Origin of the sequence: Rickettsia endosymbiont of Ceutorhynchus obstrictus (assembly GCF_964026565.1) — a bacterium.
Lineage (GTDB): Bacteria > Pseudomonadota > Alphaproteobacteria > Rickettsiales > Rickettsiaceae > Rickettsia.
In genome coordinates this window covers 1,687,872-1,703,743 of record NZ_OZ032162.1, presented here as the reverse complement: position 1 = coordinate 1,703,743, position 15,872 = coordinate 1,687,872, and the positions used below count along the sequence as shown (strand labels likewise).

Genomic DNA, 15,872 nt, shown 5'->3' with positions numbered 1-15,872 from the left:
TTTTAGCAAATATAAAGGTTAACTTATGGTTAACAGATATTAATAAATACAAGCTAAAGAGGTAGTTATGTTTTTATGGAATACGTTAACAAAAACGTCACATGAGAGACTAATAGAAGCTATAAAGGAAAAAAATATAACAGAAGCGCAAAACTTAATTGCACAAATGGATATTACTCAATTAAGTAAAGTTGATAATAACGGTGATACGGCTTTAATTTGGGCTGCCTATAAAGGCTTAGAAAAAGTTTGTGAAATGCTTATTTCTAAAATGTCTGACCAGGCTATTAATGCTATTGAAAAAGATCACGGCAATACGGCATTAACTTATGCTGCTAGTGAAGGCTTAGAAAAGGTTTGTGAGCTACTAATACCTAAAATGACCGATCAGGCTATTAATGTTGTTACTAAAGGCAATGGCAATACGGCATTAACTTTGGCTGCAAGTAATGGCTTAGAAAAGGTTTGTGAGCTACTAATATCTAAAATGACCGATCACGCTATTAATGTTGTTACTAAAGACAATGGCAATACGGCATTAACTTATGCTGCTAGTAAAGGCTTAGAAAAGATTTGTGAGCTACTAATACCTAAAATGACCGATCAGGCTATTAATCACGTTACTAATAACGGCAGTACGGCATTAACTTTGGCTGCTAATAAAGGCTTAGAAAAGGTTTGTGAGCTACTAATACCTAAAATGACCGATCAGGCTATTAATCACGTTAATAGTAACGGCAATACGGCATTAACTTTGGCTGCCGGTAAGGGATTAGAAAAGGTTTGTGAGCTACTTATACCTAAAATGACCGATCAGGCTATTAATCACGTTAATAGTAACGGCGATACGGCTCTAATTTTGGCTGCTAGTAATAGTTTAGGCAAAGTTTGTGAATTACTTATTGATAAAATGTCCGACCAGGCTATTAATCAGATTGATAAAGACGGCGATACGGCTTTAACTTCGGCTGCAGGTCATGGCTTAGAAAAGGTTTGTGAGCTACTAATACCTAAAATGACCGATCAGGCTATTAATCAGGTTACTAATAACGGCAGTACGGCATTAACTTTGGCTGCTAATAAAGGCTTAGAAAAGGTTTGTGAGCTACTAATACCTAAAATGACCGATCAGGCTATTAATCACGTTAATAGTAACGGCAATACGGCATTAACTTTGGCTGCCGGTAAGGGATTAGAAAAGGTTTGTGAGCTACTAATACCTAAAATGACCGATCAGGCTATTAATCAGGTTACTAATAACGGCAGTACGGCATTAACTTTGGCTGCTAATAAAGGCTTAGAAAAGGTTTGTGAGCTACTAATACCTAAAATGACCGATCAGGCTATTAATCACGTTAATAGTAACGGCAATACGGCATTAACTTTGGCTGCCGGTAAGGGATTAGAAAAGGTTTGTGAGCTACTTATACCTAAAATGACCGATCAGGCTATTAATCACGTTAATAGTAACGGCGATACGGCTCTAATTTTGGCTGCTAGTAATAGTTTAGGCAAAGTTTGTGAATTACTTATTGATAAAATGTCCGACCAGGCTATTAATCAGATTGATAAAGACGGCGATACGGCTTTAACTTCGGCTGCAGGTCATGGCTTAGAAAAGGTTTGTGAGCTACTAATACCTAAAATGACTGATCAGGCTATTAATCACGTTAATAGTAACGGTGAAACGGCTTTAACTGCAGCTGCTGGGAAAGGCTTAGAAAAGGTTTGTGAGCTACTAATACCTAAAATGACCGATCAGGCTATTAATAACGTTAATGGTAATGGCGTTACAGCTTTAACTTTGGCTGCGGGTAGCGGCTTAAGTAATGTTTGCGAAATGCTAATACCTAAAATGTCTGTTCAGGCTATTAATCAGGTTACTACTAGTAATGGTGAAACGGCTTTAACTCGGGCTGCAAATAAAGGATTAGAAAAGGTATGCGAGCTGCTTATGCCGAAAATGACGGAGCAAGCTATTAATCAGATTAATAATACTGGTAACACAGCTTTAAGTTTAGCTACAAAAAACGGTTTTAAAAATATATGTGATTTATTGACAAATAAAAAAGATAATTTAGCTAATAAAGCAGACACAGAAAAGAAACATGAAGAACAACAAGCTCTAAAATATAATCAACTAATTTTAGCAATAAAAAAAGGTAAAGCAGAAGAAGTAGAAAATTTAGTTAAAAAGCTAAATGGTGATATACTTAACAAAATTGATGGCAATGGCGATACGGCTTTAACTTTTGCTGCCAGTAAGAGCTTAGAAAAGGTTTGTAAGCTATTAATCCCTAAAATGTCTAATCAGGCTATTAATCAAGTTAATAATAACGGCTATACGGCATTAATTTTGGCTGCACATAAGGGATTAGACAAAGTTTGTGAATTGCTTATTCTTAAAATGACCGATCAGGCTATTAATCAAGTTAATAATAATGGCAATACGGCTTTAACTTGGGCTGCTAGTAATAGTTTAGACAAAGTTTGTGAATTGCTTATTCTTAAAATGTCTAATGAAGCTATTAATCACGTAAATAAAAATGGTGATACAGCTTTAAGTTTAGCTACAAAAAATGGCTTTAAAAATATATGTGATTTATTAACGAATAAAAAAGATAATCTAGTTAATAAAACAAATGCAGTAAAGAAATATGAAGAACAACACGCACAAATACTTACAGATTCCTTAAATAATGAGCTTAACGAATTAGTAAATAGTTTTTCTAATAATGATATTTCTGTAAATATTTGTTTTCCAACAATAAGTGATGAAGCAGCAAAACTAATGGCGAATAAATTAAGAAATATTGCTACAATCACTAAGGTTAGTTTTTTTGGTACTCAAATAAGCGATAAAGGTATAAAAATCATTACCGAAGCTTTAGCAAATAAGCGGCTAGAAAAATTTAGTTTTAGTTGTAGTGACTTAGGCGATCAAAAAATATCGATATTAGCTGAAATTTTACAGGTTAATACTCTTACACATATTTACCTTGGCGAAAATAAGATAGGTATTACAGGAATTAAGGCAATTATTGAAGCCCTAAAATTAAATAATACTATTGTATATTTAGATTTACACAATAATAATATAGGTGATGAAGGAGCAAAGCTAATAAGTGAATTCCTGAAAAACAACAATAGTTTAAAGTATCTCGTTATTGCATTGAATAATATAACTTATGAAGGGACAAAAGCAATTATAAAAGCTTTGAGAGAAAATATTATTATTACGGATTTAGATTTAGGACAAAATAATATAGGTCAACAAAACGAAGTTATAATTGAGAAATACCTACAGCGAAATAAAAATTTAATGAGTTTTCAAAAGTTGGCTGATGGAATAAACGATAAAGTAGCTACTAATATTGTAATAAATGCAAAAGATAAAGCTATAATAAAAGACACTATAAAGGATATAATACACAAAGCTAAAGAACTTAATAATATAACCGATATAGAGAAAATAACTGCTAATATGCAAGAGCTTATAGTTGATAAATCTACAAAATTAAAGCTTATGATTATAGAAAACCAAATTGACAAATTAATAGAGCCGCAAAATATAAATGATGACGTTACTATATTGGGCGTGGATAGTACTATATAAAGAGAAGGGGCAATTTGCCCCCGCTTGTTGAATAGGTTTTTGTTACAATTACGTATAACCTTCTTTCATGCTAAAAGTGTTGCAAATTCCTATTCTTTGGTCTATATTGGTTAGCAAGCTGTACACTACGGCGTACCATAAATTTATAATATTTAGTTGACGAGATTAATAGAATGCAAGTTACCGTACTGAAAAGCGAAGGATTGGATTTTCATGCAAAAATTTCAATTCCTTCAAATGAAATTAACGATGAGATTCAAAAAGAGTTACTTAATTTAACAAAAAAAGTTAAGCTTGCGGGCTTTCGCGCCGGTAAAGTACCTATTGCCATCGTTAAACAAAAATACGAAAAATCAGTTAGGCAAGACATAGTCGAACATAAAATTAACCATAATGTTAGCCATGTTATTGAAGATAAGAAGTTAAATATTATCGGTAATCCAAAGATTGAAGATTTACAAAATGAGAATAACAAAGACCTAGAATTTACTTTAAAACTAGAGTTATTACCTGAAATTGCAATTCCTGATTTTACAAAAATTTCTATTGATAGACCAAAATTGATAGTGCAAGAAAATGATGTTAACGAACAAATCAACAAACTTGCCGAATTAACAAAAAGCTATAGTAAAGAAAGCACGGCGAAAATTAAAAAAGGCGATCAAGCTACTATTGATGCGATCGGATATATAGACGATAAAATTTTTGAAGGTAGTAAACTTACCGATTATAAATTAGTAATCGGTAGTAATAGTCTTATTCCCGGTTTTGAAAAACAACTAATCGGCTCAAAAGTAGGAAGCGAAGTAGAAGTAAACGTAACTTTTCCGGAAGATTACCATGCAAAAGATATTGCCGGTAAACCGGCTCGTTTTGTAGTACAGATAAAAGCGGTGCATACCGCCGAGCCTACCGTTGTCAATGATGAATTCGCCAAAAAATTTCACGCTAATAGTTTAGAAGAATTACGTGGGCATTTCACGAAAAAAATAGAAAGCGAAGCGGAAGAAGCTATTAATACTATCATGAAAATGAGTTTATTCGATCAGCTAGATAAATTGTTAAATTTTGATGTACCGGAATCTTTACTTGTTCAAGAAAAGAATATTTTAAAGTCCGAAACCGACAAGAATGAAACCAACGGAAGCGATGGCGAAGAATCGTTATTTAAAGGTAAATCGCCGGAAGAAATAAACGAATATTATAATAAACTAGCGCTGCGCCGTGTGAAAATCGGCTTAATGCTAGCAAAGTACGTAAAAATTAAAGATTTACGGATAGAGTCGGATGATCTTAGAAACGTGATTATGTCCCAAGCTAGAAACTTCCCGGGGCAAGAAAATATGATATTTGAATTTTATAAAAATAATCAAAAGGCAGTTGAACAGCTTAAAGGACCGGCTCTAGAAGAAAAAGCCGTTCGGCATATTTTTGATAAGGAAGTAAAGCTTGTTGAAAAAAAATATACTAGAAATGAATTAGAGAAGTTTTTAGAAGCGGAAGAACACCGCACCGTCGGTAATATATAACCGTTCTTACCATTTAGGTAGTCTTAAAGATCAAAATTACTATATTAGTTATTAAGAGCCTTGTTGTATGGCTCGATCTTACCCCGTCATTGCGAGGAGGCACAAAGTGCCGACGTGGCAATCCAGGAAAAATACTTTTCTGTCATCCTGAATTTATTTCAGGATCTTTTTAATAGATGCTGAAACAAGTTCAGCATGACAAACACTAGATTGCCGCGCTCCTTGCAGTTGCTCGCCATGACGATTCCGGTAGCCATGCAACAACGCCACAACTAATAAAAAGTATAATAATGGTCAATACCGACAAAACTTAATTATAGAACTTAGCTGATATTTATTACAAATAATAAATATTAATGATATAAAATAGTTAATTGATTTTTTGATTCGACTTAAATAGCTACTTTAGGTTGAATAAATAGTAATATTAAAGGTAACAAATGTCTAAAAGAAATAATGAAATATTTAATGCTAGATCATTGCAAGAATTGGAAGCAAGAGTGGCAAAACTTACAGAACGATCAGAAAAAGATTTACAAAATGAGATGAACAACTTTGATCAATTTAATGCAAGATTAGATAAATTATGGGGTAAAGATTCGCATTCCGATGATGAAGTAGATAAATTACTAGCGCAAATACAGTCGGAGGTTAAACTCGAAGCAAAAAGTAAAGAATTAGGTAACCGACAAGATCAAGCACTACGTGATAGACTGAACAGACTAAAAGCTGATAGTCCCATAAGACAAAAAACATCAGCAACAGACTTATCATATATCACTCATAATCCTTCTAATGAGACTAACAAAAAAACACCTGTAGGATTTTCCTTTGATGATACTAAATCAATCATCACAGCTAACCTTGACGTACAAACGGGTATAGCTGATGCATTTGCTCATCAATATAACGATGTACAAGAAAAGAAATCATTAACTAATCTAGCTAGTAAACTTGAAGAAATGAGTAATATAATTGCTAACATATCTCCTATACCTCAAGAATACGAAGCTAAAGTATCAAACATTATTACTAATGGCTTACAAAAAATTTACGAAGGAATAAAGGAAATAGTATCACCTGCAATAGATATAATCAAAGAAATAGGTAGTATTTTTATAAATTCTATTAAGTCAATCTTTAAAGAATCTCCTGAAAAACAAATGGTAACAACTAAAGCAAATTTAAAGGGATTATACAAAACATATGCCGAATTGAAAGGAGTCGATAATAGGGTTAAAGAAAAATTTCTTAAAAATCATTATGAACAAATCGACCGACTACAAAGCTCAAAGGAATTATTAGCAGAAACTGCTAAAATCACTAAATCCATAGCAAATGCCGGGATACAAAAAATTAATAATCTTAAACAACAACAAATTATCCGTAAAATTCGGACGGATCATCCTGCTGCCGTAGACATCTCTACCTCACTCATGCCGCCTAGCACTCCTAATAATGTGAGATCATCCTCAATACGTCAACGTTAAAGGTATAGACGTTAAATTTTAGAGCGAGCTACAGCGTCATCGCGATCGCTTGATACAAGCGAATTTTTCTGGATTCGCCTGTGTTCACCTATTATTAACGGCTAGCGCAGGCTCACCTTTAAATTCATCTTGTCTGAAGCTTTCTGAATTTAGCCGTACGCTACGCGTAGAGTAACCAACTATGGATAAGTTTTTGAGCTAAAACTTATCCATAGTTCGCGTTAGATTACTAGTTGAGTACAAGCGAGACTCGCGAAATTTGATGTATAGACCTTAATAACGCGAATTTAGGATAAGAACTTATCCATAGTTCGTGTTAACATAGCTCCTAAATACCCATAATTTCATGCTTGCAATATTTTCAAGGATGATGTATAAAACTTTAGCTTGTTATCCTTTAAATAAAGGCCCCTTCGTCTAGCGGTTAGGACACCACCCTTTCACGGTGGTAACACGGGTTCGATTCCCGTAGGGGTCACCATTCTAGTTTAGGTGCTAGAATTGTTAATTTTTTATTAAATTAAAAACGCACATTACATATTAATTATTTATAAAGTAAAGGAAATATTTTTAAACACTGATTTAGTTGTATTATTTTATATAGTAGATAAATATTGTGCTAAAGTTGCGTTTATTAAATCAAAAAGATAATGGTGAAGGAACCATGATAACACGTATAGGAGTATCTATGGATAATAAGTGTATAATCTCTCTATGAGTTCTAGTTATCTATTATTCATCATCTTAATAGAAGCTTTTGTAAAGCATGAAAAAATATAGATTCATTCTGATTTTGCCGGTGGAAGTTTTATCCATCCTTTATCATCTAAGTAATCCTCATCATCTTCATCATCCCATTCACTTATAAACCCTTTATCTGCCGGAAATACCGCGTCATCTCGATCGCTTGATACAAGCAAATTTTTTGACATTCGCCTGTACTCACCTACTTTAGTACGGTAGCTTAGCTCGTCTTTAAATTTATCTTGTCTGAAGCTTTCTGAATTTAGCTGTATATCTAGTAATTCCTTTATTTCATCTATTTGTTTAGAAATGTTTTTTAAATTTGCATCTATATTTTTTCCATAGTTAAAAATTCTTGTTTCTACCCTATTCATAAAAATATTATCCTTATTTTTAGTTGGTACCTTAAGTAAGAGTTTAAATTACCTAAGGTATAATCTGTTATATGTCTACTTAAAGCGTGCTTTAATCGATATTTAAAAAATTTTTGTAAATCGGTGTTATCTAGAAAAGAAACTAACTGAAAAGCATAATGAAAAATAATAAGGTAATATTTTGAGGTATAAAGCCGGTGTAATACTTAAGTAGAGATTCAATCGTTTGTAAGCATGTTACATTTACGAAATAATTCTTAGATAAATAACATTTATTCGAGGTAAGAATTTTATAACTTTCAAAGCAGGATATACTTATATCTAAGGTATGTTAGACTACGCCCTTCCTCGCAATGACGGTGTTTTTTTATAAGGATTTCGAGCCATGCAACAACGCCACTAAAAGTCAATTAGATTTTTTAATATATTAGTAACTTGGGCTATAACATTTCAAATTTAAAATTTCTCTACTTCGTGGGTGATCACCTCCAAATTTTTCTATATGATGATTACGAAATTTCTTGTACCAAAATTTTTGAGGTATAGCACTGTCTTTAGGTACGCCGCAACTAGCTTTAGCAGCTGCAAGATACATAATACTTATTTCATCGACATTTTTCATATTATCTCGATAGTTATTCCAATATATATTTTCTGCTGTTGCATAAGACGTAACTGCTTCTTCATTTTTATTAAGAGCGGCTAAAGCATCCCCTTCTGCAACAAATGCCTTGGCTAAATATATGTCCGGCGATGTAATAATATTACTGTTAGGTCTCATTGGATCATTAATGTAGATTGTTTTAGCTTTTCTGGCATATTCTAAAGCTTCTTTAGCTTTCTTAAGTCCTAGTTCAGCTCTAGACATCTGAGTAAAAATACGCCCAAATATTTGATGGTCTTCTTTCTTGCTCGGCTTATTCATATTATATACTTGCTCTGCCTGCGAATAAGCTTCTTGATATCTACCAAGATTATTTAATATCTCTACTTTAAATATATAATATCCTGTCAGGAATAAGTCTTTAGAATTCACTCCATTTTCCACACATATATTTATAGAATTATCAATTTGCTTTAATGCTTCATCATATTTACCTTGAATAAAAAATAATTTAGCTTTGGCATAATATAAAGTTGCAATATCGGCTTTATCTACTAAATTTTGATTAAACATATTTTCTATTATTTGAATATTTTTTTCTGCCTCATTAATATCTCCACGCTCAATGTTAGATATAGCTGAACCATAAATTACATTACATTTAAAAGAATCATATCCTTTAACTTCATCAAATACTTCTTTTGCTCTCTTATCATACTTAATTGCCTCCTGATGATCTGCACAATTTCTATAATACCATCCTATAAGCCCTAAATATGCCGCATAGTCACGTTTTTCTTCATTATTCATTTTCCATAGTTTAAACTTCTTTTCTTGATCCTTGTTATCCAACCAATCTACTAATTTTTTAGCATTATTTAAATTAGAAGAATTAATAGCTTGTACAATTAGATGTAATTTTAATTCTAGAAGCTTATATATTGAGACATCATACTTTTCTGCATTTTTTGTGATTATTTCGATATTTTCTGACACAGTTTTAGCATTCCTAAAAATACGACCCTTCACTACACTTTTAGGTATAGAATTTAATAGGTTAGTAGCAAGCTGCTCAAGATGTTTTTTGTTCTCTTTACTTCCATTTATTTGTAATATTTTTTCAACTATAATATCATGCATCTCAAATACCGGGTTAACCTCATTAGGATCAATATTTGAGATCAATGCAAATTTAGAAAGCTGATAAATGTCATCATCTAGAGTATTTTTATCTTCAGTAATAGAGTTTAATAATTCTTTTGAAAAACTTTGATTATTTATTAAAGCTATTTCATTTAATAATTTTTTAGCAGTTGGCTTTAATTCATTAATGGCAAGCTTTATATTTAGCTCAATTTTATCATCGGATGCCCGTATCTTTTTCTTATATTCCTCGAGGTTTAAACCTTGTACCTGATTTAATAGTTGGGCACCTTGAACCATAAGTATCGGATAACCTCCGAATTCCTGGGCTAAAAACTCTATTGATTCCGGGTTTTTATTTTCTAAAATATTTTTTGCAAGTGCTATAGACTCTGTTTTACTAAAAGCGTTTACTTTTATTATATGAGGTAATAGCTCACTATCTTGAGAACAGAATATAACATTCCCGTTATGCTCCCAATTAATAAAATCTGCTACTTTCTTATTTTCCTTTATTTTTAAATTATCAAACACCAATAACCATCTATCTTTACTTGCTAGATAAGTCATTAAATCCTTCCTTACTATTGCGACATCTTCTGAAATCATCGGAGATTTTAATTGGGTATTAATAGATTTTGCTAATCTTAGTAATTGTTGCTCAATATCTAGATTGCAATCAATAAACCAAATAAGATCATAATTTGCTTTATTTTCGTAAGCATACATTCTAGCAAGCTGCGTTTTACCCATACCGCTTATCCCTACTATGCTAGACTGCTTATATTTAGTTAGATTACTTCCCAGCTTTTCCAATTGCGATACGTGATTAATAAAATAACTAACCGGTACAACAAGATTATTTATTTGCTCTTGTGCAGATACAACCTTATTCGTTAAAAGCATAATTATTACTAATATATATTTTTTCATAATATTTTTACTATTATTTTACTATTCTAAATTTCTAGCTGTAAAGATTTATGATTTTTCTATTAAAAGTCAATAGAAATTTTATGTTAGACAAGAAAAAGAATGAAGCATTAACTTAAAATGCTTCATTGATCATTGAGATAAGAAAGAATTAATATTTAAAATTCCGAGTATGATTAGGAGGGTATTCGCATCCTTTAAGCTTAAATGAAATGATATTTAGTTATTATTAATTTTTATCTCAATAAATAACGCCAACTATGGATAATTCCTTATCCGTAGTTGGGGTTAAATTGTAATCAACAATATTATAAAATTGTTTTTATTTCCTTAATAGGAATAATAGTTATATTATCCGCTAATTGATATTTTTTTTCACCGGGGTATATAACAAATAGTTTATCTAGGGCTAAATATTCTATTGCTTTATACATTGAAGAGGTAAGGGTAGGAGCATCGTTAAACTTAAATTCAAAACCCAGCTTTAAACCTTTATATCTTATAAATAAATCTAGTTCTCCTTCTTGATGTATTCCCCAGTAATAACAATCTTCACTTCGTTTATCAAAAAGTCGTATTATTTGTTCTAAGGCAAATCCTTCAAAGCTAGCACCTAATTTCGGATGTTTTAATAATTGCTCTTGTGAGTGTATGTCAATCAAATGATGAAATATACCTGAATCGGTGAAGTATATTTTAGGTCGTTTCTTTTGACGTTTAGAAATATTTTCAAACCAAGGATATAATTGGCGTACCATAAAAGTACCGGTTAAAATATCTAAATAATTTTTTATGGTATGATCGCTTACTCCTAGGGATTTTCCAATTTCAGAAGCGTTAAAAATATTTCCATGGTAATGAGCAAGCATTGTCCAAAAACGTCGTAATGTGATCGGCGGTATAGAAAAACCAAGATTTGGAATATCACGCTCTAAAAATGTTCTGATATATTGTTCTAACCAATCAAAACCTGTTTTCGGGTAAAGATAGCTTTTAGGGAACCCGCCAAGCAAATGAAGATGATTGATATTACTAACTTCTAATAAAGAAAAAGGATGTACTTCTATATAAGATATCCTGCCTGCAAGTGTTTCAGAGCCTTGCTTAATTAAATCTCTTGAAGCACTTCCTAATATTAGGAAATATCGTTCTTTCTGTTCATCCGCTAGCACTCGTAGTGTAGGAAATAAATTGGGTAAGCGTTGAATTTCATCAATAATAATTAAGCCTTTTTTATCTTTTAATGTTATATAAGGATTTTCTAATGCAGCTAAATCTCTTGTATCTTCTAAATCAAAAAAATGTACTTCTTCTTTTGCATGAGCAAATTGATGGGCTAAAGTAGTTTTACCGCATTGCCTTGGCCCTAAGAGAGCTACTATTATATGACTTAGAAATTGTGTTTCTATCTTTTGTAGGTAATGTTCACGTTTAATAATAGCTTTCATAATTTTTATGCCTTTTAGTATAATTATCTACATAGATAAATTATATCATGAAATTTCGAGTATTAGGTACAAAATTTCATTTATTATATAAAAATTTTCTTTTTGAACTACGGAAGGCATTGTTGCGTGGATACCCCAAACGTCATTGCGAGCGACTGCAAGGAGCGCGGCAATCTAGAAAATAATAAATTTCATAGCATTTTTTGCTATTTTTTCCTGGATTGCCACGTCGGGACTATGTCCCTCCTCGCAATGACAGTGTTTTTTTATAAGGATGTCGAGCCATGCAACAACGCCACTACGAAAAGAAAGAATCATAGTTTTATTGCAAACAGAGAATTGAGTTTAAAAAATTTTACCTAATGTGCTAAAATTTATTTTTATAAATAAACGGTAATTAACCATTTTATTATAGATAATGAAAAACTCTGAAAATATTATTTTACTATCTTTGAAAACAATTAGAATATTAAAGTAAAAATTACAACAGCAGAAAGATTTAATAATAAGTAAAGAGAATAAAATATGTCATTTAAAAAATTTTATACTACCGAAGATATTATCAATAATTTCCCGGATAAAGATTATTTGCGCGGCAGTGCATATGCAAAACAAGGATACGTAAAAAATCTATCATTTAATAACGGTAAGTTATTAGCTGATGTACAGGGGTCAAGAGATGAACCTTATCAAGTAGAAGTCGAGATTATTACAGGTGAGGATAACAGTAAAATATTTGAAGGAATTTGTTCTTGTCCTGTAGGCTTTGATTGTAAGCATATAGTTGCAACATTGTTAGAAGGAAAGAAATTATTTTCGGAATCTCCAAATATTGACTCTTCAGCATTTGATCAAAATTTAAACATATGGCTAGAAAGTTTTAAAGAAGCGGATAAAAAACAGTTAGATTCTAATTCCCAAAACACTTTAATTTATAGTTTAGAATTTTCTAGAAATCATGGAACACTTACCGTATCACCTACTATCGCTTATATTAAAAAAATAGGTGTATTTGGTAGTAGAAAAAGTTGTGGATTGGATACCACTTGGTCATATGGTCGTCCCAATTATATTAATGATAATGATCTAGTGATATTGCGTTTAATTTCAGGCTTAACTTCTACTCCTAGCTATAGCTCTAGATCTAGCTATACAATTTCAGGCGGTGAGGAAGTATTATTTTTACTCAAGCTTCTTATTGAATCAGAACGCTGTTATTTAAAAGATGAGGAATCACCCAAAAATTTCTTAAGATTTGGAGAAACTCGTAGTGCTAAATTAATTTGGAAAACGCAATCAGACGGTACGCAAACTTTAAATATTACCGTAGAGAATATTACTGCACCTGTTATACTTTCTTTAGCTCCGCTTCATTATATATGTCCTATCTCAAGAAAAATAGGAATAGTAGATATAAAGCTAGATATTCCTGATAAACAAATAATTCACCTTCTGAAAGCACCTAATATTAAACCACAGCAAGTGGAAGCCTTAACCGAGAAACTAATATCTATATTCGGGAATAATGCAGGTGAGCTGCTCCCAACAAAACTTCCTATATCTAAATTAGATATAGAGCCGATACCGATATTAAAGCTTATGGGAATTACGATCCAACCACAAAAATCTAACGGCTGGACTGCACGTGCTATAGGAGAGCCTGTTACTGTAGCAGCTGCTAGTTTATCCTTTGATTATGGAGGGAAAATTATTGCTTGCGATGATCCAAGTCTAGAATTCAGCCGTTTTAAAGGAGGAGAGGTACAAATTATTCCTCGTAAAATCTCAATAGAAAAAGGAATAATGGATTACTTGCAGCTTTTAGGTTTTGGTATTAAATATAAGAATATCACTAATTATTATAATATAAGAAAGGATTATTATGACTATATAACTATAGGAGAGAAGAAAGAAAATTTTCATAAAGATAAAATTATAGCACAAGCTTGGGAAAAATTTGTTAAGCAAGATATAACACGCCTTAAAGAGCAAGGTTGGCAAATTAAAATGCTACCGTCTTTCCCGTATAATATAGTATATGCAGATAAAGAATGGTATGGAGAAATCCAAGATAATGATAATCAATGGTTTAACGTTGAGCTAGGTGTAAGTATTGAAGGTAATAAGTTAAATCTAATACCGATATTATTAAATTTGCTAAAAAAAGATAATAATATTTATGCTAACCTTGAAAATTTTTCTAACGAAAAACCTTTTCTAATTCCTTTGTCCGACGGTAAGCGTTTAGCACTTCCTCCTGAACGTATTAAAACATTGCTTAGTACTATTCAATATTTATTTAGTTTTCAAAATAACATTGATGAAAACGGCATACTCAAAATGCAGTTTTCAGAAGCAGCACTGCTTGCAGAAATGGAAGCTGCGTTGCAAGCTCTGAATATACGTTGGTTCGGCGGAGATAAAATACGGGAATTAGGAAAAAAACTTAAAAATTTTAACAGTATTACACCGATAACAATTCCTCCAAATTTTCAAGGGAAGTTACGTAATTATCAACAGGAAGGATTAAATTGGTTACAGTTTTTACGTGAATATCAATTAGCCGGAATACTTGCAGATGATATGGGACTTGGAAAAACCGTTCAGCTGCTTGTCCATATTGCCACCGAAAAAGCTGAAAAATCCTTGAACAACCCTTTTTTAGTTATTGCGCCTACTAGTCTTATGAGTAATTGGCGGCTAGAAGCAGAAAAATTTGTACCCGACCTCAAAGTATTAACTCTGCATGGTGCTAAGCGTAAAATACATTTTAATGATATAAGTAAATATAACTTAATACTAACTACTTATCCTTTATTGCTGCGTGATAAAGATATTCTTTTATCTCATGAATATCATACAATTATTCTTGATGAAGCACAAACTATTAAAAATTCCAATGCGAAAATTACTCAAATAGTTAGTCAGATAAAGGCTACTCATCGAGTATGCCTAACAGGTACTCCTTTAGAAAATCATTTAGGAGAATTATGGTCGTTATTTAATTTTCTATTACCGGGATACCTTGGAACTAGTAAACAATTTACTACTTTATTTCGCAATCCCATTGAAAAAGACGGCAATAATCAAAAATTAAAAATTCTAACGGAAAGAATAAAACCTTTTATTTTACGCCGTACTAAACAAGAAGTATTAACGGAGCTTCCCCCTAAAACCGAAATCATTCGCACCGTAGAACTCGAAGGTGCGCAACGTGATTTATATGAAACTATTCGTGTAAGTATGCATGAAAGAGTGCAAAAAGAAATAGCACGGCACGGTATGGAAAAAAGCCATATTATAGTACTTGATGCTTTACTAAAACTCAGGCAAGTTTGTTGTGATCCAAGTTTACTTAAGATGGATGCTGCAAAAAATATAACCGAATCCGCAAAGCGGTTGGAGTTAATAAATATGTTAACGGAAATGCTGGAAGAAGGACGTAAAATATTATTATTTTCACAATTCACTAGTATGTTACAAATAATAGAAGAACAATTAAACTTGAGAGGAATATCATATGTTAAACTTACCGGACAAACCAAAGACCGAGAAACACCTATAAGAAGCTTTCAAGAAGGCTCAGTACCTTTATTCTTAATCAGCTTAAAAGCCGGAGGTACCGGGCTTAATCTTACTGCTGCCGATACAATAATTCATTATGATCCTTGGTGGAATCCGGCAGTAGAAAACCAAGCTACCGACCGCGCTCACCGCATCGGACAAGATAAACCGGTATTTGTATATAAAATTATCACTGCAGGAACGGTCGAAGAAAAAATCATAGAAATGCAAAAGAAAAAAGCAGAATTAATGAATAATCTGTTTGACCCTACAGCTCAAACGTCTTCTAAGCTCACGGTAGATGATATTAGTATATTATTTACCCCTTTAACTTTGTATTAATTTCTGAGCCATACAACAACGCCCAATAAAGGTGAATATGACAAGGCAATAGAAAAATATAACGAGGCAATAGCCACTAGCAAAA

At 32.2% G+C, this 15,872-nt stretch carries 8 protein-coding genes, 1 tRNA gene and 1 pseudogene; 6 read left to right on the top strand and 4 right to left on the bottom strand.

Going from position 1 to position 15,872, the window contains the following annotated elements; translation table 11 throughout:
* Positions 1–67: 67 nt before the first annotated feature.
* From AAGD64_RS09795 to AAGD64_RS09785, 3 genes are all read left to right on the top strand, one after another.
* The gene (locus AAGD64_RS09795; protein ID WP_341793283.1) at positions 68–3,616 is read left to right on the top strand and encodes an ankyrin repeat domain-containing protein; all 3,549 of its coding nucleotides are present in this window, start codon (positions 68–70) and stop codon (positions 3,614–3,616) included.
* Between the two features lie 173 nt (positions 3,617–3,789).
* Positions 3,790–5,145: a trigger factor gene (tig, locus tag AAGD64_RS09790; protein WP_341793282.1), complete on the top strand. Its 1,356-nt coding sequence runs from the start codon at positions 3,790–3,792 to the stop codon at positions 5,143–5,145.
* Between the two features lie 440 nt (positions 5,146–5,585).
* Entirely contained in the window at positions 5,586–6,635 is a 1,050-nt protein-coding gene (locus AAGD64_RS09785; protein WP_341793281.1) for a hypothetical protein, read from the top strand.
* A gap of 26 nt (positions 6,636–6,661) precedes the next feature.
* Here AAGD64_RS09785 and AAGD64_RS10670 read toward each other — a convergent pair.
* Positions 6,662–6,797, bottom strand: a pseudogene (locus tag AAGD64_RS10670) (palindromic element RPE3 domain-containing protein); the annotation flags it as partial.
* Positions 6,798–7,041: 244 nt separating this feature from the next.
* On the opposite strand from AAGD64_RS10670, the gene AAGD64_RS09775 reads away from it, so the two are divergent.
* Positions 7,042–7,116: transfer RNA gene (locus tag AAGD64_RS09775), tRNA-Glu, on the top strand.
* Between the two features lie 301 nt (positions 7,117–7,417).
* Here the strand turns inward: AAGD64_RS09775 and AAGD64_RS09770 are convergent.
* The 3 genes from AAGD64_RS09770 to AAGD64_RS09760 form a co-directional block, all read right to left on the bottom strand.
* Positions 7,418–7,753: a palindromic element RPE3 domain-containing protein gene (locus AAGD64_RS09770; protein ID WP_341793280.1), complete on the bottom strand. Its 336-nt coding sequence runs from the start codon at positions 7,751–7,753 to the stop codon at positions 7,418–7,420.
* Between the two features lie 427 nt (positions 7,754–8,180).
* Positions 8,181–10,433, bottom strand: coding sequence for a tetratricopeptide repeat protein (locus AAGD64_RS09765; protein ID WP_341793279.1), 2,253 nt, complete (start codon positions 10,431–10,433; stop codon positions 8,181–8,183).
* Positions 10,434–10,741: 308 nt separating this feature from the next.
* Positions 10,742–11,881 carry an ATP-binding protein gene (locus tag AAGD64_RS09760; RefSeq protein ID WP_341793278.1) on the bottom strand — a complete coding sequence of 380 codons (1,140 nt, stop codon included), beginning with the start codon at positions 11,879–11,881 and terminating at the stop codon, positions 10,742–10,744.
* Between the two features lie 126 nt (positions 11,882–12,007).
* Between AAGD64_RS09760 and AAGD64_RS09755 the strand changes: the two genes are divergently transcribed.
* Positions 12,008–12,244 carry a hypothetical protein gene (locus AAGD64_RS09755; protein ID WP_341793277.1) on the top strand — a complete coding sequence of 79 codons (237 nt, stop codon included), beginning with the start codon at positions 12,008–12,010 and terminating at the stop codon, positions 12,242–12,244.
* Positions 12,245–12,406: 162 nt separating this feature from the next.
* On the top strand, positions 12,407–15,787 hold the full coding sequence (locus AAGD64_RS09750) for a DEAD/DEAH box helicase (protein ID WP_341793276.1): 3,381 nt from the start codon (positions 12,407–12,409) through the stop codon (positions 15,785–15,787).
* Positions 15,788–15,872: the final 85 nt, after the last annotated feature.